Below are 17,812 nucleotides of genomic sequence, written 5' to 3'. Positions count from 1 at the left end.
GGCGATGATCGGCGCATCCACCTTGCCGGGCCTCTGCCGCGGGCGGCGGGACGGTCCGGGCCGGCTGCTGCGGAGCCTCGACCGGGCGATGGACCATGCCCTGGAGGCGGAAACCCTCGCCGGCGGCAAGGGCTTTCTGCAGGGGCTCGACCCGCGCATCAAGCTGGTGGGCCTGCTGGCCCTGCTGGTCACCGCGACGCTGCTGACCTCGCTGATCGGCCTTGCCGGCCTGTTCACCCTGACGCTGGCGCTGGCGGCAGGATCGCGGATTCCCCTGGGCCGGCTGGCGCGACAGGCCTGGGTGCCGGTGCTGATGTTCACCGGCTGCATCGCCCTGCCCTCGCTGGTGACCGTGCCGGGCGAGGCGGTGGCACGGCTGCCGCTGCTGTCCTGGGACATCACCCTGCCGGGGCTGCGCAGCGCCGCCTTCCTGGTCGGCCGGGCCACGACCGCCGCCACGCTCGGCCTGCTGCTGATCCTCTCGACCCCCTGGCCGCATGTGCTGAAGGCACTGCGCTGCCTCGGCGTTCCCGTTGTGGTGGTGGCGATCCTGGGCATGACGCACCGCACCATCTTCCTGCTGTTGCAGACGGCGACACAGATCTTCGAGGCCCGGCGCAGCCGCACGGTCGGGCCGATGGACCGGGCCGCGCAGCGCCGGATGATCGTCGCCGGCACCGGCGTGCTGCTGGCGCGGACCTTCCAGCTCGCCACCGAGACGCATCTCGCCATGGTGGCGCGCGGCTATCGCGGCGAGGTGCACCTGCTCGATGATTTCCGCGCCCGGCCGCGCGATCTGGCGGCGCTGGCCGGGGCCCTCGCCATTCCCGCTGTCGTGCTGTGGCTGCAATGGTGACCACGCCCGTCTTCACCCTCACCGGGGTGTCCTATGCCTACCGGCAGGTGCCGGCCCTGGACGACGTGAGCCTGACCATCATGCCGGGCCAGCGCGTGGCCCTGCTCGGGGCCAACGGCTCGGGGAAGTCCACGCTGCTGCGCCTGCTGGCGGCGCTGTGCTTCGCCGACCGTGGCGAGATCAGGGCTTTCGGTGATCCCCTGACCGAACGACGGCTGCAGGACGAGGCCGCGAACTTCGCCTTCCGCCGCCGGGTGGGGCTGGTGTTCCAGAACCCGGACGTGCAGTTGTTCAATCCCACGGTCTTCGACGAACTGGCCTTCGGTCCGCTGCAGCTCAACTGGGAGCCGGATCGCATCCGCGCGGCGATCGACGGGACGCTCGCGCGCTTCGGCATCGCCCACCTGCGGGATCGCCCGCCGCACCGCCTCTCCGGCGGCGAGAAGAAACGCGTCGCGCTGGCCTCGGTGATGATCATGGATCCCGAGGTGCTGCTGCTCGACGAGCCGACTGCCGCGCTGGATCCGGAAAGCCAGGGCCTGGTCATTCGTTTCCTGATGGAATGCCGCGGCAGCGGACGAACGGTGATCACGGCGACGCACGACCTCGACAGTGCCGCGGACATTGCCGATATCGGCTTCGTGCTGGCCGGGGGCCGGCTGGCCGCCGCCGCCGCCATGCCGGATCTGCTGCGGGATGGTGGATTGCTGCGGTGCAGCAGGTTGGCCGATGGCCGGCGACACGTATCATCTGAGACGATGTCCTTACGTATCACCGGAGAGAAGTGACGACGGGGACATCATCTTTCCGTAAGATCGGATCGACTTTCCTGCCGGGATGTTAAGAAGACGGTAACCCATGTCGGTCAGGGAGAGACGAATGCCGTTTGATGCAGTTGGCTTTTCGTCCGAAGCAAAAGTTCAGAATCCACCTGCGCCGTCGAGCCGCCTGCGCGCCCTCTGGCAGGCATTCCAGCGCGGCGTGCGCCGGGCCTCCGATCGCGGCGATCTCGTGGCGAGCATCGCCATGCTTGAGGAAGCCCGCACTCTGATCGAGGACGAGGATCGCTGGATCCAGGGACGCTATCTCAAGAATGGCCGTCGTTGCGCGATGGGCGCGTTGCAGGAAGCGGGTCGTCATTACCGGCGCGGCGTGCGACGCGATGCGGTGACGGAACTGCTGAAGGTGGCGCGGATCCGCGGGCACCATTCCATCGAAAGCATGAACGACAACATCTCTCACCGCGAGGTGGTGGTCGCCTTCGATACCGCCATCGCGGGGATCGTCGCCCGTCGGGCCTGAGCGCCTGCGCACATCTGCGGGGGAGTCTGTGGCGTTTCCGAAAATCGGGCAGGCCGGCGCGGCATGATGGTCCGCTCGGCGTCCATGTCGTGCCCTGCGCGGGCCTGCCCGAGGCATTCTCCCGCGGCCATGATGGCGGCATCATTCCTTGCCGGCCTTGTCGCTGCCCGGGATCAGGTGTTCGACAAGGCGCATGACGACCAGCAGGAAGACCCCGAACAGCGTCGTCAACGCGGCCAGGAATGGCAGGCCGAGCCCGGCGGCGATCCCGACCGCCGCCGCCAGCCAGATATTCGCGGCCGAGGTCAGGTTGTGCACGTCGCCGCGCGCGACGAAGACCAGGCCCGCGCCGATGAAGGCGATCGCCTGCGCGATGCCCTGCACCACCCGTAACGGATCGGCCTCGCCACCGCCGGCCCTGACCTCGGCATAGAGGATCAGGCCGCAGAGCGTGACCGAAGCGGCGCTGAGCGCGGACAGGCCATGCGTCCGGATGCCCGCCGGCAGCCCGCGCGCTTCCCGATCGAGGCCGAGCAGCATGCCCAGCAGGCAGGCCAGGCCGAGCCGCAACAGCAGCTCCCGTTCCGTGAGCATGGTCGGAAAAGCCTGTGCATCCATGGCGCTGCGGTGCTCCGCCGCACGGTTCCCTGCGGCCGGCGCATGCAACGTGCCGGCGCGGGGAATGTTCATGCCCGGCCGGGGAGGACGTCCCGCCGGTCAGGGACGCATGACCCTCAGTGGCGCATGAACACCGGCAGGTCGGCCTCGCCGAGCATATGGCGCGTGACGCCGCCCAGGATCAGCTCGCGCCAGGGCCGGTGCGCATAGGCGCCCATCACCAGCATGTCCGCGCCCAGAGCGTGCGCCCTGGCCAGCAACTCCGCCCCGAACACCCCCGGCCCGACCGGCAGGACGTGCAGGGTCGCCGCGATGTCGTGCTCGGCGAGGATGTCCGGCAGGCGCGGCGGCGGGGCGCCTTCGCGCACCCCGGTCAACACATGCACCTCGGTGGCGGGCGCGAGCAGGCGCCGTGCGGCGAGCACGGCACGGATGGCGCGCGGGTCGTCGCGCCATGCGATGGCCACGCAGCGCCCGAGGCCGGCAACCGGTCCGGGCGGCATCATGAGCACGGGCCGGTCGGTGTCGAACAGCGCGGCCTGCACCACCGGCGGATCGCTCCGCCCCTCGCGGCGGATCGGGCGGTCGAGCACGACGATGTCGGCACGCCGCCCCCATTCGGCGGTCAGCAGGTCCGCGGGTCCCTCGATATCGGCCCAGTCGACCGTGACCTGCGCATCCTGCGCCGTCTGCCGCCATTCATCGAACACCGGGCGCAGCGCGACGATGCGCGCCTGCTCGCGGGCGCGGATCTGCTCCGCCTTGTGGGCGGTGAGCACTTCCTCGGTGGGCAGGATGGTCGCCTCGGGTGGCAGGCGCGGCGCCAGGACATTGATCCTGGCACTCTGCATGAGATCGGCAAGGCGGCGCGCCCCGTCGAGCGTCTGCCGCGCCGTTTCGGGCCGCTCGATCACCGCGAGGATCACGTCGCACATGGCCCGTCACCTCACTGCAGGCCCGGACGCGAGGAACGCGACCAGGAGCAGGGATAACCTACGCTTCCTGGGGAAGGCCGGCAATGCGCCGGCCGGCCTCGTCGCGATCCTGGCACCATCCCGCACGCCGCGACAGCAGGTTATCATTTCTTATTCGCACCGAAACTTGCGCGAGGCACGGCGTGCTTCCCCGCAAGCCCCAGGCCCCATCAGCAGGAATGCTGATTACCCTGTAGCGCCGCCAAAGGCGGGCGACGCCCCGGGCCGAAGCCAGCGGAAAGCTGGCCGACGCTGAAACCAGCATGGCAGCCCCGCAAAACGCATCTCAATCAACTTCAGTAACTTAACGCAGTTGACGCCTGCGCCGATCAACCTGAAACTGGTTTCATAAAAGGTTGCCTCCATAATTGAAGTCAGAAAAGGGGGGAAAAATCTTGACATGAATTCACCACTCCGGTGAAATTGTTTGTAGAGAAATAATGACGAGTCAAACCACCAGGACGTCGCCTGCTGTTTTCGGACTCACCCCACGAACGGGGATAACCCAACGAAGGGGGCCTCCCGGCCCAGCAGCCCACGCTGTCCTCACGCCACGGCGCGGCAAGGAGGCAGGGATGACATCGGCGGTCGCCAGCCACCCGGATATCCAGCTCACGCTCGACCGCGATGGCGTGATCCGGCAGGCGACTTTTTCCAGCGCGATCTCCAGTGAAGCCTCCACCCCCTGGATCGGACGGCCCTGGGCCGACACCGTGGGCGGGATCGGTGCCGATACCGTCCGCCGCATGGTCGCCGACGCCCTGAGCAGCGGCGTTTCCGCCTTCAGCCAGGTGACGCAGCGTTTTCCAAGCGGGCTCGAGCTGCCCATCGAGTACACCGCCGTCCGGCTCGGCGAGGCCTCCGGCCTCATGGTCATCGGCAAAAGCCTGCAGGCGGTGGCCGAGCTGCAATCCCGCCTGATCGCCACCCAGCACGCCCGCGAGCAGGACTACTGGAAGCTGCGCGAGATCGAGACGCGCTCCCGCCTGCTGTTCGACGCCAGCAGCGAGGCGGTGATCCTGGTCCGGGCCAGCAACCTGCGCGTGATCGAGGCCAACCCGGCCGCCCTCCGCGAGCTCGGCGTGGCCCCCGGCTGGGAAATCCTGCACGAGATCGCCCCCAAGGATTACGACGCGTTCCAGGCCCTGCTGCTGCGCGTGCGCCAGCACGGCCGCGCCCCGGCCATGCTGGTGCATTTCGGCGCCCGGCAGGAAGCCTGGCTGGTCCGCGTCTCGCTGATGGCCGCCGAACCGGGCCATGTCTTCCTGGTCCAGCTCGCCCCGGCCGGCATTGCCCCGGGCACCGGCCGCGCCGATCCGGCGCCGCTCGACGACCTGATCGACCACCTGCCGGAAGGCTTCGTGGTGGTGGATCCCGAGGGCGTGATCCTGCGTGCCAACCGGGCGTTCCTCGACCTCGCCCAGGTCGCCGCCGAGGGCGCCGTGCTCGGCCAGCCGCTCGAGCACTGGGTCAACCGCCCCGGCGCCACCACCGCCGTGCTGCTCGCCACCCTGCAGCGCCATGGCGTCGCCCGCCTGTTCGCCACCACCGTGCATGGCGAGCTCGGCGGCAGCGTCGATATCGAGATCACCGCCGCGGGCGACAGCGACCGCACCTCCCGCTGCTTCGCCTTGCTGCTGCATGACGTCAGCCGCCGCCACGCGCCCCCCGAGGACGACGACCGGGTCCACTCGGCGCTGAAGCAGATCGCTGACCAGATCGGCAAAACCCCCTTGCTCGAGTTGGTGCGCCGGACTGCCGCCGCCGTCGAGCGCCACTGCATCGAGGCCGCCCTGCGCCTGGCCGAAGGCAATCGCACCGCCGCCGCCGAGTTGCTCGGGCTCAGCCGCCAAAGCCTCTATGCAAAGCTCAACCGGTATGGCTTCGATATTGGGCAGTCGGCCGCCGACCGGGCTGACTGACCAACCGGAAGGCGTTCACGTGGCTCACGATGACCCAGTCATGCCCCGGTTCGGGCAGGCAGACCTGTCGAATTGCGAGCGCGAGCAGATCCATCTCGCCGGATCCATCCAGCCGCACGGGGCCCTGCTTGTCATCGACGAGGCCGATCTGAGGATCGTGCAGGCCAGCGCCAACGCCGCCACCTTCCTGGGCCTCGCGCCCGGCCTGCTCGGCCGCTCGCTGGAGGCCCTGCCGGGCGACATTGCCCAGTGCGTGCGCCCGCATCTGCACCAGCCTTTGCACAACAGCCGGACCGTGCTGCGCTGCCGCATCGGTGCCGCCGGCGCCCCCCATGACGCGCTGCTGCACCGCGCGCCCGGCGGCGGGCTGGTGATCGAACTGGAACGGACCGGCCCCGTCGTCGACCTTGCCGCCCCGGTCGAGGCGGCGCTGCACGGCATCCTCGACGCCCACAGCCTGCGCGCGCTCGCCGAGGAAACCACCCGGATCTTCCGCGAGCTGACCGGCTACGACCGGGTGATGGTCTATCGCTTCGACGACGAAGGGCACGGCGAGATCTTCTCCGAGCACCGCCGCCCCGACCTGGAAACCTATCTGGGCAACCGCTACCCGGCGACCGACATCCCGCAGATCGCGCGCCGCCTGTACGAGCGCAGCCGGGTGCGCGTGCTGGTCGATGCCGACTACGTGCCGGTGCCGCTGGAACCGCGCCTGTCGCCGTTCACCTCCGACGAGCTGGACATGTCGCTGTGCTTCCTGCGCAGCATGTCGCCGATCCATGTCCAGTATATGAAGAACATGGGCGTTTCCGCCACCCTGGTGGCCTCGCTGATGGTCGGCGGGCGGCTGTGGGGACTGATCGCCTGCCACCACTACACCCCACGCCACCCGCATATCGAGATCCGCACCGCCTGCGCCCTGCTCGCCGAGGCGGTATCGACCCGCATCGCCGCGCTGGAAGGCTTCCTCAACGCCCAGTCCGAGCTTTCGGTGCGCCGCCTGGAGCAGCGCATGATCGAGGCGATCTCCCGCGAGGGCGACTGGCGCATCGCCCTGTTCGACGGCACCCAGGCGCTGCTGCAACCGGTGGGCGCCTCCGGTGCCGCCCTGCTGTTCGAGGGCCATGTCCTCACCGCCGGCGAGGTCCCGGGCACGCAGGACCTGCGCGAGCTCGGCCACTGGCTGGACGGGCGGCGGACCGGGCCGGTGATCGCCACCACCTCGCTCGGCGCCGAGGCCCCCGCCTTCGCCCCGCTGACCCCGATCGCGAGCGGCGTGCTGGCGACCGCGGTCTCCACCACCCCCGGCGAATACCTGGTCTGGTTCCGCCCGGAGCGGGTGCGCACCGTCACCTGGGGCGGCGACCCGAACAAGGCGGTGGTGGTGGGCGACGATCCCGCCAGCCTCTCGCCGCGCAGCTCCTTCGCGCGCTGGCACCAGGTGGTGGAGGGCACCTCCGACGCCTGGAGCCCCGCCGACCTCACCGCGGCGCGGCTGATCGGCGAGAGCATCACCGACGTCGTGCTGCAGTTCCGCTCGGTGCGCATGCTGATCGCGCAGGACCAGCTCGGCAGCATCCGCCGGCAGGTCCGGCTCGCCGAGCTGCCGGTGGTGATCGCCGACCCGGACGGGCTGATCCTGGTCACCAACGACGCCTTTCAGCGGCTGCTGCCGCCCGGCCATGCGCATCTGCAATGGATCGAGGACCTGGTGCCGTTCTTCGCCGAACCGGCCGAGGCGCGGCGGCGGCTCAAGGACGTGCTGGCCGAGCGGCGCACCTGGCGCGGCGAGGTGCAGCTCGCCACCGAACCCGGCAAGGCCAAGCCGCTGCTGGTGCGCGCCGACCCGGTGTTCTCCGCCCCCGACCGCGTGCTGGGCTTCGTCTTCCTGTTCACCGACCTGACCGAACGCAAGATCGCCGAGGCCGCCCGTCGCCGCTTCCACGAAAGCCTGATCGAGCGCCACCAGGTCCGGCCGGCCCGGCTGGAACCGCGCGTGGACATGCTCTACCAGACCCTGCTGGCCGCGATCGTCGAGAACGCCCAGCTCGCCGCCCTCGAGATCACCGACGGAGTCGAGCCGCCCCGCATCGCTGCCCTGCTGGAAAGCGTGCGGATGTCGGTGATGCGCTCGGCGGAGGCGCTGGAGCACCTGCTGGCCCAGGCGGCCACCTCCGGCGAGGGCGGCAGGGAACCCTAGGGACATGACAGACCTGAAGGATCCCGGCGCCCGCCACGCCCTGCGCCTCGCGACCGCGGCGGCGCATGAGCGCCTGCACCACCTTCCGGACTTCGCCGTGCTCGCCCGCGGCGAGATCACCCGCCCCGCCTACATCGCCGTGCTGCAGCGCCAGCTCGCTTTCCACACGGCGTTGGAACGGCAAATCGCCGGGGCACCGTCGCTGCGTCCCTGGGGCATCGACGCACAGGAACGCCGGCGCACGCCGATGCTGCGCGCCGACCTCGCCGCCCTCGGCGCCACGCCGCAGGAGATGGGGATGCCGTCCCTGCCGCCGGCCGGCTCGGCCGCGCAGGCGCTCGGCAGCCTCTATGTCAGCGAGGGCTCGACCCTGGGCGGGCGGGAATTGTCGCGCCGGCTCGACCACCTGCTGCCCCCCGGCACGCCCGGCCGTGCCTTCCTGCTGGGCTACGGCGAACAGCACGGCGCCATGTGGCGGTCGTTCTGCGCCGCCCTGGAAGCCTGCGGGGCCGACCCCGGCCGCCGCGCCGAGATGACCGCGGCGGCGCTGGCCACCTTCGCCGCCTTCGAGGCATGGTTCAACCCGGCACCGGAACCGGCCGCCACCTCCACGGTTTGACAGCACAACGTCCCGTGGAGCCGCCGCCATGTCCGACAACCCCCTCGAACCCTCCCCCGAGCGCGAGCAGCGCATCCGTGAGCGCGCCTATTTCCTCTGGCTGGAGGACGGCTGCCCGGAGGGGCGCGACCGCGACCACTGGGAACGCGCCGAGGACCTGGTCGCGATGGAGGAACACCCCGGCGCCGGGTTGCTGCCCAACCCGCAGGGCCACGAGGCGATCCCCGGCGTGACCGTCGAGGAAGCCTCGATCCAGAAGAATCTCGGCGAGTTCCCCGACCGTTTCGCCGACCAGGGCGAATGGCGGCAGACGCCGATGACCCGCGACGAACGGGCGCGGGAAGCCAGGGGCCGCACCCAACCCGGCTGGGGCCGCGCGCCGTAAGGCATGGCCCGTCCCTATGCCGCCATGGCGGCATGGATGGCCGCGGAGAGTCCCACCCGCCCGTACGGCTTGTGCAGGATCTGGCGCGACACATCCTCGGTGACCGGCTTGGCGAAGCCGGTCGTGAACAGCACCTTGATGCCAGGCTGCAGCGCCCCCGCGGCCTCGGCCAGCTCCGAACCGCTCATGCCGCCGGGCATCACCTCGTCGGTGAACAGCAGATCGAAGCGCTGCCCGCTGCGCAGCAAGGCGAGCGCCGTCGGCCCGTCCCCGGCCGCGCTCGCCTGGTAGCCAAGCGAGATGATCTGCCGGACGAGGGCCTGGCGCAGGGCCGCATCGTCATCGACGACCAGGATGTGGCCCTGCCCGGGTATCACCGGGCGCAGGCCCGGCTTCGGCCCGGCCGATGCGTCCGTCTCCTGCGCCCGCGGCAGCAGCAGGCGCACCTGGGTACCCCGGCCCGGCGCGCTGCAGATCGTCAACGTGCCGCCCGACTGGCGGGCGAAGCCGTAGATGGTGGACAGGCCGAGGCCGTTGCCGGCCCCGGGCGGCTTGGTGGTGAAGAACGGCTCGAGTGCGTGCTCCAGCACGTCGGGCGCCATGCCGTCGCCGGTGTCGATGACCGACAGGGCCACGTAGTCGCCCGGCAGCACATCGCTCGCGGCGGCGGCCGCCGCATCAAGGGTGAGATTGGCCGTGGCGATGGTCAGGGTGCCGCCGTTCGGCATGGCGTCACGGGCGTTGATGGCGAGGTTCAGCACCGCGTCCTGCACCTGCGACGGATCCGCCCGGATGATCCATAGCCCGGGGGCGAAGCTGGTCTCGATGCGAATGGCCTCGCCCAGGGTGCGGCGCAGCAGGCCGGCCGGATCCAGCAGCACCGTGTTCAGCTCCACCGGCTCGGCCCGCAGCTTCTGCTGGCGGGCGAAGGCGAGCAGGCGACGGATCATGTCGGCACCGCGTTCCGCCGCGGCGCCGATCTCGCTGCCGGCCCGGGCCACGGCGGCATCGCCGTCCTCAGCCAGCATCTCGGCGTTGAGGGTGATGACGCTCAGCAGGTTGTTGAAATCATGCGCGACCCCACCGGTGAGCTTGCCCACCGCCTCCAGCCGCTGTGCCTGCCGCAGGGCCGCTTCCAGGTCCCGCTGGCCGGTGATGTCCTCGGTGACCGCGAGGATCAGGGGGGTGTCGCCCTGGGTCTCGCCGAAGACGGAGCAGGACATCCGCAGCCAGAGCGTACGCCCCGCTTTCGTAACCAGGCACAGTTCCTGCAGACCGGCCGGGTCCTCCCTGGCGGCGTGATCCGGGTGCAGCAGGTCACGCATCGCGCGTCCGAGCAGGTCGGCCGCACTGTCGCCGAGCATCCGGCAGAAAGCGGGATTCGCCTGCTGGATCCGGCGGTCCGCGCCAGCCAGCACGACGATGCCGAGCGGGCTGGCGTCGAAGATCCGGCGCATCCTCTGCTCGGAGGCCTGCAGGGCGGCCTCGGCCGCCTTGATCTGGGTGACGTCGCTCGACATGGCGATCACGCCGAGCACCGCGCCGCCATCCATCCGCAACGGGGCCTTGGCCGAGCGAAACAGGCGCGGTCCCAGCGCCGCGGTCACGATGGCTTCCTCGACCACCTCCGCCTGGCCGGTGGCGATGATGCGCCGGTCGTTTGCCCGCGCCACCGCGGCCTGCGCCGGATCGGGTGGCCAGGCCAGATCGTCCCGTCCGCCCCCCTGCGCCGGGGTGGCGCCGATCAGGGCAAGGGCGGCGGGATTGGCGAACAGCAGCCGGCCTTCGACATCGCGGACGACGATCGGATCGGGCGAGCAGTCGCCGATGGCACGCAGCAGCGCCGTCGCGCGCCGCAGCAGCCGGAGCGGCAGCAGCCGCAGCACCGCGAAGGCCATCCCGCCGAGCCCGGCCGCCGGGATGGCGGTCAGGCCGGCATCGACGATCAACGGCCGTTGCGAACGCCCCAGTTCGACCCGTCCGACGACGACGCCGGAATCATAGATGGGGGCCGACACGCTCAGCAGCGGCGGCACAAGCTCTGCCGGCTGCTCCGCCACCAGAGCGTCATGCCGATCGCGGACCCGCCGCCATGCCGGCTCGGCGCTGGCGGCGAGCATCGTCAGCAGGCCACGGATGCGGGCCTCCTCGAAGGTCCATAATTCCGGGTTCTGGCTCGCGAGCTGCGACACGACCGTCGCGGCGAGCTTCGCCTCGGCCTGCATCGACGCTTCCATGGCGGCGCGGGCGAAGACGAAGCGCGCCAACGGCACCGCCCCGGCGAGACAGAGCGCAACCATCGCCGCGAGAGCCGTGACGATGCGCGCCGGGGTCGGGTCGAGGCTGGCGAGGAAGGCTTTCATGAGACACCGTCGACCGGGGAGAGATGGCCGAGCCGGGTCAGGATGTCGTGGGCCTGCGGCCCCTGCAGGAAATCGAGGAAGGCGGACAGCCCCCGGCCCGGCAGATCCCGCCAGATCACGCGCAACGTCCGTGCCAGCTTGTAGCGCCCGCCTGCCAGTGCCTCCGGCTCGGGCCTGACCCCGTCCAGCGCGAAGGGCGCCAGTTGCCGGTTCTCCGCCCGCAACTGGCCGATCGAGATCATGCCGAAGGAGCCGTGCAGCCGCTCCAGCATGTCGGCGTTCTCCTGATCGGTCGTGGCCGTCAGCAGGCCGGGCCGTTGGCGCGCCACCGCCACGGCCGCGGCGAAGTCGGGGGAGAGGTCCTGCAGCATGATCCAGTCGGCATCGGACGGCTCGCGACGGACCAGGCGCACGGGCGTGCCGTCGGGCCAGGTTGTCAGGGTGCCGGCCAGGATCCCGATGACCTGGGCGAAACCAATCTCGCACCGGGTCTTCGCCGGATGCGTGACAAAGGCGATTGGCGTCCTCGCATAAGCCCGCTCCCGCAGACCCTTGCCGCGTTCGGCCGGCGTGAGCGCACGCGCGGAAAGGCCCAGGTCGATCGCGCCCGCCGCCACCGCGGCGATGCCTCCGGCACTGCCAAGGCTGGGAAGCACCTCGACGGTCGTGCCCGGAGCCGTGGAGACGAAGGCTTCTGCGATCCGGCGCATTGTCGCCAGGGTCATGCCCGTCCCGCCAAGGCGCAGCCGCTCCGGCTCCGCCGCGCCCCCCGGACAGCCACAGGCGATAAATCCGACAGACACGCCAAACGCAATAATTGCAAGACGTCGTGAAATATGATGGCCATCATCAGATGGAAACATATGCATATACTCCATCTTTATGAAATAATAGATCAAGCAATGATCAATTTTTAGCGTTATATTTTGCAGAATTTTCAAATGGTTAAGTCAAATAATCACTTCATGCCATTTTAAGTTATTCCATTTGAAGTTTACATACCGTCATTGTTGTTGACGTATCCGCAAGGAATGCGCGTTTTGCGCGCATTATGGCGCCCTCCATCCACCCGCATCCGATGTCATGGCGAACCGGCGGACGCTGCACGACAGCGGCGAACGTGTTTGGCACGCCGCCGCGACGGCCGCATGATCCGGCGCGTCAACCGAAGAGGGAGCCGCCGCCTTGGATCTGCCGTGGACGAAGGACAGGATGCTCGCCGAGCTGCAAGGGCTCGGGATCACCTACGCGCTGATCGAGCATCCGCCGCTGCGCACCGTCGAGGAAACGCACGGATACTGGGACCATCTGCCGGGGCTCACGGCCAAGAACCTGCTGCTGAAGGACGCGGGCGGACGGTTCTGGCTGGTGGTGGCGCCCGGGGAACTGCGGGTGGACCTCAAGGCCCTGCCCGCCCGCATCGGCAGCAAACGGCTGTCCTTCGCCGGCCCGGACGATCTCGCGGCGACGCTCGCGGTCGAGCCCGGGGCGGTCACGCCGCTGGCGGTGGTGAACGACCCCACGGGCCGGGTCAGCGTGGTGCTGGACCGTTCCCTGGCCGGGCCGGAGCCGGTGAAGGTGCATCCGCTGGTCAACACCGCCTCGGTGGCGGTCGCGGGCGAGGCGCTGCTGCGCTTCCTCGCCCATCACGGTCACCCCCCGGCGGTGGTGGACCTGCCCAGCCGCTGAAGCGACCGCGCCGTCACGACGCGGGGCGCCGGCGCCTGAGCAGATAGATATCCAGGATCCAGCCATGGCGGCGCTTCTCGCGCAGCGCCGTCTCGGCGACCGCCTCGCCCACCTCCGCGAGCGGGCCGGACATCAGCACCTCGTCCTCGGTGCCAAGGTAGCCGCCCCAGTAGATGTCCAGCCCGTCCGGGTCGATGCGGCGGAACGCGGCGTTCGAGTCCAGCATCACCACCGCACTGTCATGGCCCTCGCAGGACCCGGCCTCCATGCGGCGCGCCGTGGTGATCAGCACGTCGCCCCCCACCGCGTTCAGCGGCACCTTGTGCCGCGCCGCCAGCACCTGCACGCTGGTGATGCCGGGGATCACCTCGAAGCGCAGGTCCGGGAGCCGTTCCCGGTGGATGCGGTGCAGGATCTCGATGTTGCTGTCGTACAGGGCGGGATCGCCCCAGACCAGGATGGCGCCGGTCTGGCCGGGCGCCAGATGGTCCGCGATCAGGCCGGCGATCAGGTCGGCCTTGCGTTGGTGCCAGTCGGCAACGACATCGAGATACGCCTCGCCGGCCGGCGGACGCCCCGGGCTCGGCGCCACCACCTCCCGGTAGCTGCCGGGCTCGCGATAGGTGGCCAGGATGCGACGCCGCGCCTCGGCCAGCCCCTCCTTGCCGCGCCCTTCCTTCTCCAGGATGAAGAACACGTCGACCTGCCGCAGCGCCGCGACGGCCTGCATCGTCAGGTATTCGGGACCGCCGGGCCCGATGCCGATCAGGTAGACCATGCGCATCTCGACAGCCACTCCCTCATGAAGCTGCCCTGCCCGCCGGGCGCGCCCCGTGGCACGGCGCCCATGGCACGGCGATCGTCAAAGCGCCGGTTTAGGCCATGCCCCGGCATGGCGCGAGCCATGCACGGATGAGTCCGGCATGCGTCACCGGGACAGCCGGCGATAACCAAATAAAACTTAAATTGCACATGTGAAATCTTCCACGCAATTCATAAAACCATATTAATTTCTCAGCAAAATGGTTCTCCGCAAAAGACATACCGATATTGATATCGCAGTCATGTGATGTTTGTCGGATTTGATTATGAACGCTTTTCTTTATTGACGGTGATAGTGACAACTTCGACTTCAGAATCGAAGCAGGCGGTGCATGCAGCCTCCTCGCCTTTCCAATGCCGTCATCGTGGGCGGCGGACCGGCCGGGCTGGCCCCGCTGGTCCGCGCCGCCCGCGCCGGCCAGCTCCCCGCTCTTGCCGCTGCCGGCCTCGTGGTTGTGGAAAAAGGCGCAACGCCCGGCGCCGGATCGATCGGCAGCTATGCGATCGGGTCCGACACGTTGGCCGACAGTTTCCTCGATTGCCTGCAGGACGGCGCCGAGCCTCGTCTCGTTGCGTTGCGAACCCATCCGGCCGCCCTGGCCCTGCGCGCATATGCGGGCGGCGCCACCCCCTTGCCGCTCGCCGGCGCCTTCCTCGCCGTCCTCGGCCGCACCATGCAGGCCGCCATCGCGGCGGCCGGCGGCACGGTGCTGCTGCAGGCCGAGGCGCTGCAGACCCAACGCGGCCCCGACGGATCCTGGCTGACGCGGGTGCGGCACGCGGGCGGGGACTCCATCCTGGCCGCCCGCCACGTGGTGCTGGCCACCGGGGCGGTGCAGTGCCGCGCGCGGCTGGAAATTGAGCCCGTGGCCGGGGAGCCCTTGCTGCCCCGCCACGCCGCGCGGCTGCTGCTCTCCGACGAGATCCTGCAGGCGGGCGGCGCCGAGCGGGTCCTGCGGCATCTCGCCGGCAAGGCAGACCCGAAAGTGGCGATCGTCGGCGGCTCGCACAGCGCGCTGGCGGTCGCCAACCTGCTGCTGCGTCACCTGCCGGGGCTGCGCTTCGGCCCCGGCAGCGTCAGCGTGCTGCACCGCCGCGCGCTGCGCGTCTTCTATCCCTCGGCCGAGGCCGCGCGCGCGGAGGGATATGAGGATTTCACCCCGGAGGACATTTGCCCGGTGACGGGGGCCGTGTTCCGGCTGGCCGGATTCCGCCTGGAAACGCGGGAGCTGGTGATGCACGCCCTCGGGATCGGGGGTCGGCCGCCGGAACGGCGCCTGCGCCTGCACCGCCTTGCCGCCGGCACTGACCGGCGGGCCCTGGCCTTGCTCGAGGACGCCGACCTGGTGGTCGCCTCCCTGGGCTATCGCCCGCGCGCCCTGCCGGTGCTCGACGCGGACGGGACGGAGATTCCGCTCGCCGCCACGGGGCCGGGCGCGCCGCCCTTGGTCGACGGCGCCTCCCGCGTCCTCGATTCAGCGCGCCATCCCGTGCCGGGCCTGTTCGGGATCGGCCTCGCCGCCGGCTTCGTGCCGCAGGGCCGGTTGGGCGGGGAGCCGAGCTTCGTCGGCCAGACCAACGGACTCTGGCTCTGGCAGAACGATGTCGGCGCCAACCTCGTGACGGCATTGCTGCGGGAGGCATCCGGTCGTGTCGCGGCCTGACGCCCTGACGGCAGCATTGCATCCGGGCCTGCGTGTCGTCCTCGTGGTCGGCACCCGGCCGGAAGCCAACAAGCTGGCCCCGGTGGCCCTGGCGCTGCGGGCCCAGCCCGGCACCGAGGCGATGATCTGGTGCACCGGCCAGCATGCGCGCTGGGCCCCGGACATGCTGGGACATTTCGGCCTCGCGCCGGACCTGGACATCGCCACCCCGGCGGGCAACGGCGAGCTCGGCCTGCTCGCCGCCGCGCTGATGACACGGCTATGGGCCGCCCTCGCCGCGTCGCGCCCGCATGTCGTGGTGGTCCAGGGCGACACCGCGAGCGCCTTCGCCGCCGCCCTGGCCGCCTTCTATGCCCGTATTCCCGTGGTGCATGTCGAGGCCGGGCTGCGCAGCGGCGATTGCCGCTCTCCCTTCCCCGAGGAAGCGCATCGCCGCGCCATTGCCGGCTTCGCCACCCTGCATTGCGCGCCGACGCCCGCCGCGCGCGACGCCCTGCTCGCCGAGGCGATCCCGGCACGGGACATCCTGCTCAGCGGCAACACGGTGATCGACGCCCTGCGGCTGATCCGCCGCATTGCCCCGGCAGGGGGATCCCTGCCGCTGGCGGCCGGCCGGACACGCCCGCTCATCCTCGTCACCTGCCACCGGCGGGAGAACTGGGGGGCCCCGTTCCTCTCGGTCTGCCACGCCGCGCGCCGGCTGGCGGGGCGGGGCGACTGCGACGTGGTCTTCGTCCTGCATCCCAACCCGGCCCTGGCCGAGGCGGCGCGGGCGATCCTCGCGGGGGGGCCACGGCTGCACCTGGTGCCGCCGCAGGACTATCCCGGCTTCGTCGCCCTGCTGGCCCGCGCCGCGCTGGTGCTGACGGATTCCGGCGGCGTGCAGGAGGAAGCGGCGGCGCTGGGCGTGCCGCTGCTGGTCCTGCGCGAGGCCACCGAGCGGCAGGAAGGGTTGCGCAGCGGCGTGGCGCGACTGGTCGGCACGCAGGAAGCGGCGATCCTCGCCGCGGCCGCAAGCCTGCTGGACGATCCCGCCGCCCGTGCCGCCATGGCCGTTCCCAGCACCGTCTACGGTGACGGCCATGCCGGGAAGCGGATCGCCGCGGCGATCCGCGCGCGCTGGCAGCCCACCCCGGCCGTACCTGACCTCGGTCAGATGATCCCCTCGGCAAGCCTGGAAGCCGGCATCCCGGCCTGAACCGCATCGAGGAACCGGAACGCCTGCCAGGCGAACATGCCGGCCCAGGAATTCCGGTGCCGGGCCGTGGCGTCGAAGGCCACCGCGCCCTCCGGCGTCACCATGGCGCGCAACGACGCCGCCAGGGCTGCCCGGCCGCGCGGCCAAGCCGGCGCGACCTCCCCGGGCAGGGCGCCGGCCGCCTCCAGCACGAGGCCGGCGCGCAGCATCTGGGCCAGCACATCGCTGCGGAACGCCGGCGGCGGCGCCCCCACCACCGGCGGCATCCAACCGGTCGCCAGGTCGAGCTGGCCGAACGCCCAGGCGAAACCCGTCCGCGCCCGCTCCAGGTCCTGCGCCGCGCCCCCCTGCCCCCACAGCGTCAGCCAGCCTTCGATGCCGTAGAGGAAAGGATGCAGCTCCCGCATCCGCTCGCGGCCGTGGCGATCGAGCAGCCTTGCCTCCCGCGCCACCGTGGCCCGCGCGATCGCGGCGAGCTCTGGCCGCCCCAACCCGGCCAGCGCCGCCGCCGCCTTCAGATGATGCAGGCCGGGCAGGGTGGACCATTTCACCGGCACCGGCACGGATGGCTTCCCCAGCCGCCGCACATGTGAGGCCAGCGCCCCTTCGGCCGTGATGCCGGCGAGCGCGGCGGCATAAGGCTCCATCACCCCCGCCGGCAGCAGCCCCGGCCAGCGTTGCGCGGCGGCGTCGAGACCCCGCAGCACGATGGCAAGGTCGAAGGCAAACAGGCAGTGGTTGCGCCAGTCCCCGGCCTCGGTCTCCGCCCGCCGGTGATACAGGGTCAGCGGCGCCCCACCGGCGCCGACGGCGGCCAGCCAGAGCACGACACGCCGTGCCGCCTCCCGGTGCGGCCCGGCCTCCCCTTCGGGCGCGGCGGCGGCGAGGAACTGCAGGAAATAACCGCAGATCTCCGGATAGGCGCCGTTCCAGCCCCCATCCGGCTCCAGGTAGTTCACCACCGCCCCCGCGCAGCGCCCGGCGGCGGGGCCGAGCTGCGCCTCCGCCAGCAACCAGCGTTCGATGGCAGAGGCAAACCGCCACGCCTCACCGCGGCAATGATCGTCAATAAAGACCACAATACAAATCAGTATATCCGGCGACATCGCACCGCCCCGCTCAACACAACGTGGCCATGCTTTCCATGGCTCCCCGCCCTGTCCCATGCCAACCTCGCCACTCGGCTTGCTTGGAGCAAGG

Annotated in this window: 16 protein-coding genes; 10 read left to right on the top strand and 6 right to left on the bottom strand. The window is 70.5% G+C overall.

Annotated elements, in window-relative coordinates; genetic code table 11:
* Positions 1-4: 4 nt before the first annotated feature.
* From cbiQ to NBY65_RS11600, 3 genes are all read left to right on the top strand, one after another.
* Entirely contained in the window at positions 5-856 is an 852-nt protein-coding gene (gene cbiQ, locus NBY65_RS11610) for a cobalt ECF transporter T component CbiQ (RefSeq protein WP_150040083.1), read from the top strand.
* Positions 850-1,644, top strand: a complete 795-nt coding sequence (locus NBY65_RS11605) for an energy-coupling factor ABC transporter ATP-binding protein (RefSeq protein WP_203330424.1) — start codon at positions 850-852, stop codon at positions 1,642-1,644. Before cbiQ ends, NBY65_RS11605 begins: the two co-directional genes overlap by 7 nt.
* 70 nt (positions 1,645-1,714) lie before the next feature.
* Positions 1,715-2,158: a DUF6197 family protein gene (locus NBY65_RS11600; RefSeq protein ID WP_150040084.1), complete on the top strand. Its 444-nt coding sequence runs from the start codon at positions 1,715-1,717 to the stop codon at positions 2,156-2,158.
* Positions 2,159-2,299: 141 nt separating this feature from the next.
* Here the strand turns inward: NBY65_RS11600 and NBY65_RS11595 are convergent, their stop codons facing one another.
* Together NBY65_RS11595 and NBY65_RS11590 are read right to left on the bottom strand one after the other, a co-directional pair.
* On the bottom strand, positions 2,300-2,776 hold the full coding sequence (locus NBY65_RS11595; protein ID WP_150040085.1) for an MgtC/SapB family protein: 477 nt from the start codon (positions 2,774-2,776) through the stop codon (positions 2,300-2,302).
* 116 nt (positions 2,777-2,892) lie between these two features.
* Complete coding sequence (locus NBY65_RS11590; protein WP_150040086.1) at positions 2,893-3,711, bottom strand: universal stress protein; 819 nt, start codon at positions 3,709-3,711, stop codon at positions 2,893-2,895.
* 614 nt (positions 3,712-4,325) lie between these two features.
* Between NBY65_RS11590 and ppsR the strand changes: the two genes are divergently transcribed.
* From ppsR to NBY65_RS11570, 4 genes are read left to right on the top strand one after another with little or no spacing between them, the layout of a single operon-like run.
* Positions 4,326-5,672, top strand: a complete 1,347-nt coding sequence (ppsR, locus tag NBY65_RS11585; RefSeq protein ID WP_150040087.1) for a transcriptional regulator PpsR — start codon at positions 4,326-4,328, stop codon at positions 5,670-5,672.
* A 40-nt stretch (positions 5,673-5,712) separates the two neighbouring features.
* The gene (locus NBY65_RS11580) at positions 5,713-7,872 is read left to right on the top strand and encodes a GAF domain-containing protein (RefSeq protein WP_150040088.1); all 2,160 of its coding nucleotides are present in this window, start codon (positions 5,713-5,715) and stop codon (positions 7,870-7,872) included.
* A 4-nt stretch (positions 7,873-7,876) separates the two neighbouring features.
* Positions 7,877-8,491, top strand: a complete 615-nt coding sequence (locus NBY65_RS11575) for a biliverdin-producing heme oxygenase (RefSeq protein ID WP_150040089.1) — start codon at positions 7,877-7,879, stop codon at positions 8,489-8,491.
* Positions 8,492-8,519: 28 nt separating this feature from the next.
* Complete coding sequence (locus tag NBY65_RS11570) at positions 8,520-8,876, top strand: DUF2934 domain-containing protein (RefSeq protein WP_150040090.1); 357 nt, start codon at positions 8,520-8,522, stop codon at positions 8,874-8,876.
* 14 nt (positions 8,877-8,890) lie between these two features.
* Here NBY65_RS11570 and NBY65_RS11565 read toward each other — a convergent pair whose 3' ends face one another.
* Positions 8,891-11,239 carry a hybrid sensor histidine kinase/response regulator gene (locus tag NBY65_RS11565; RefSeq protein ID WP_150040091.1) on the bottom strand — a complete coding sequence of 783 codons (2,349 nt, stop codon included), beginning with the start codon at positions 11,237-11,239 and terminating at the stop codon, positions 8,891-8,893.
* Entirely contained in the window at positions 11,236-12,102 is an 867-nt protein-coding gene (locus NBY65_RS11560) for a substrate-binding domain-containing protein (protein WP_275266278.1), read from the bottom strand. The genes NBY65_RS11565 and NBY65_RS11560 overlap by 4 nt, the downstream gene beginning before the upstream one ends.
* A 322-nt stretch (positions 12,103-12,424) precedes the next feature.
* Between NBY65_RS11560 and NBY65_RS11555 the strand changes: the two genes are divergently transcribed.
* Complete coding sequence (locus NBY65_RS11555; RefSeq protein WP_150040093.1) at positions 12,425-12,928, top strand: prolyl-tRNA synthetase associated domain-containing protein; 504 nt, start codon at positions 12,425-12,427, stop codon at positions 12,926-12,928.
* A 13-nt stretch (positions 12,929-12,941) separates the two neighbouring features.
* Here the strand turns inward: NBY65_RS11555 and cobF are convergent, their stop codons facing one another.
* Positions 12,942-13,712, bottom strand: coding sequence for a precorrin-6A synthase (deacetylating) (gene cobF / locus NBY65_RS11550; RefSeq protein WP_150040094.1), 771 nt, complete (start codon positions 13,710-13,712; stop codon positions 12,942-12,944).
* Positions 13,713-14,082: 370 nt separating this feature from the next.
* Between cobF and NBY65_RS11545 the strand changes: the two genes are divergently transcribed.
* Together NBY65_RS11545 and wecB are read left to right on the top strand one after the other, a co-directional pair.
* Positions 14,083-15,414 (top strand): FAD-dependent oxidoreductase, encoded by a 1,332-nt coding sequence (locus NBY65_RS11545; protein ID WP_150040095.1) that lies wholly within the window; start codon positions 14,083-14,085, stop codon positions 15,412-15,414.
* Complete coding sequence (gene wecB / locus NBY65_RS11540) at positions 15,401-16,612, top strand: non-hydrolyzing UDP-N-acetylglucosamine 2-epimerase (protein ID WP_203330425.1); 1,212 nt, start codon at positions 15,401-15,403, stop codon at positions 16,610-16,612. Before NBY65_RS11545 ends, wecB begins: the two co-directional genes overlap by 14 nt.
* Here the strand turns inward: wecB and NBY65_RS11535 are convergent.
* Positions 16,567-17,691 carry a hypothetical protein gene (locus NBY65_RS11535; protein ID WP_150040096.1) on the bottom strand — a complete coding sequence of 375 codons (1,125 nt, stop codon included), beginning with the start codon at positions 17,689-17,691 and terminating at the stop codon, positions 16,567-16,569. The two genes, wecB and NBY65_RS11535, sit on opposite strands and share 46 nt — an antisense overlap.
* Positions 17,692-17,812 lie beyond the last annotated feature (121 nt).

Origin of the sequence: Rhodovastum atsumiense (genome assembly GCF_937425535.1) — a bacterium.
GTDB lineage: Bacteria > Pseudomonadota > Alphaproteobacteria > Acetobacterales > Acetobacteraceae > Rhodovastum > Rhodovastum atsumiense.
The sequence above is the reverse complement of the archived record's forward strand: the minus strand, read 5'-3'. Positions and strand labels throughout refer to the sequence as shown.

Coding starts and splice junctions, on each gene's coding strand:
- cbiQ (WP_150040083.1), top strand. CDS start 5: ATGATCGGCGCATCCACCTTGCCGGGCCTCTGCCGCGGGCGGCGGGAC.
- NBY65_RS11605 (WP_203330424.1), top strand. CDS start 850: ATGGTGACCACGCCCGTCTTCACCCTCACCGGGGTGTCCTATGCCTAC.
- NBY65_RS11600 (WP_150040084.1), top strand. CDS start 1,715: ATGTCGGTCAGGGAGAGACGAATGCCGTTTGATGCAGTTGGCTTTTCG.
- NBY65_RS11595 (WP_150040085.1), bottom strand. CDS start 2,776: ATGGATGCACAGGCTTTTCCGACCATGCTCACGGAACGGGAGCTGCTG.
- NBY65_RS11590 (WP_150040086.1), bottom strand. CDS start 3,711: ATGTGCGACGTGATCCTCGCGGTGATCGAGCGGCCCGAAACGGCGCGG.
- ppsR (WP_150040087.1), top strand. CDS start 4,326: ATGACATCGGCGGTCGCCAGCCACCCGGATATCCAGCTCACGCTCGAC.
- NBY65_RS11580 (WP_150040088.1), top strand. CDS start 5,713: ATGCCCCGGTTCGGGCAGGCAGACCTGTCGAATTGCGAGCGCGAGCAG.
- NBY65_RS11575 (WP_150040089.1), top strand. CDS start 7,877: ATGACAGACCTGAAGGATCCCGGCGCCCGCCACGCCCTGCGCCTCGCG.
- NBY65_RS11570 (WP_150040090.1), top strand. CDS start 8,520: ATGTCCGACAACCCCCTCGAACCCTCCCCCGAGCGCGAGCAGCGCATC.
- NBY65_RS11565 (WP_150040091.1), bottom strand. CDS start 11,239: ATGAAAGCCTTCCTCGCCAGCCTCGACCCGACCCCGGCGCGCATCGTC.
- NBY65_RS11560 (WP_275266278.1), bottom strand. CDS start 12,102: ATGTTTCCATCTGATGATGGCCATCATATTTCACGACGTCTTGCAATT.
- cobF (WP_150040094.1), bottom strand. CDS start 13,712: ATGCGCATGGTCTACCTGATCGGCATCGGGCCCGGCGGTCCCGAATAC.
- NBY65_RS11545 (WP_150040095.1), top strand. CDS start 14,083: ATGCAGCCTCCTCGCCTTTCCAATGCCGTCATCGTGGGCGGCGGACCG.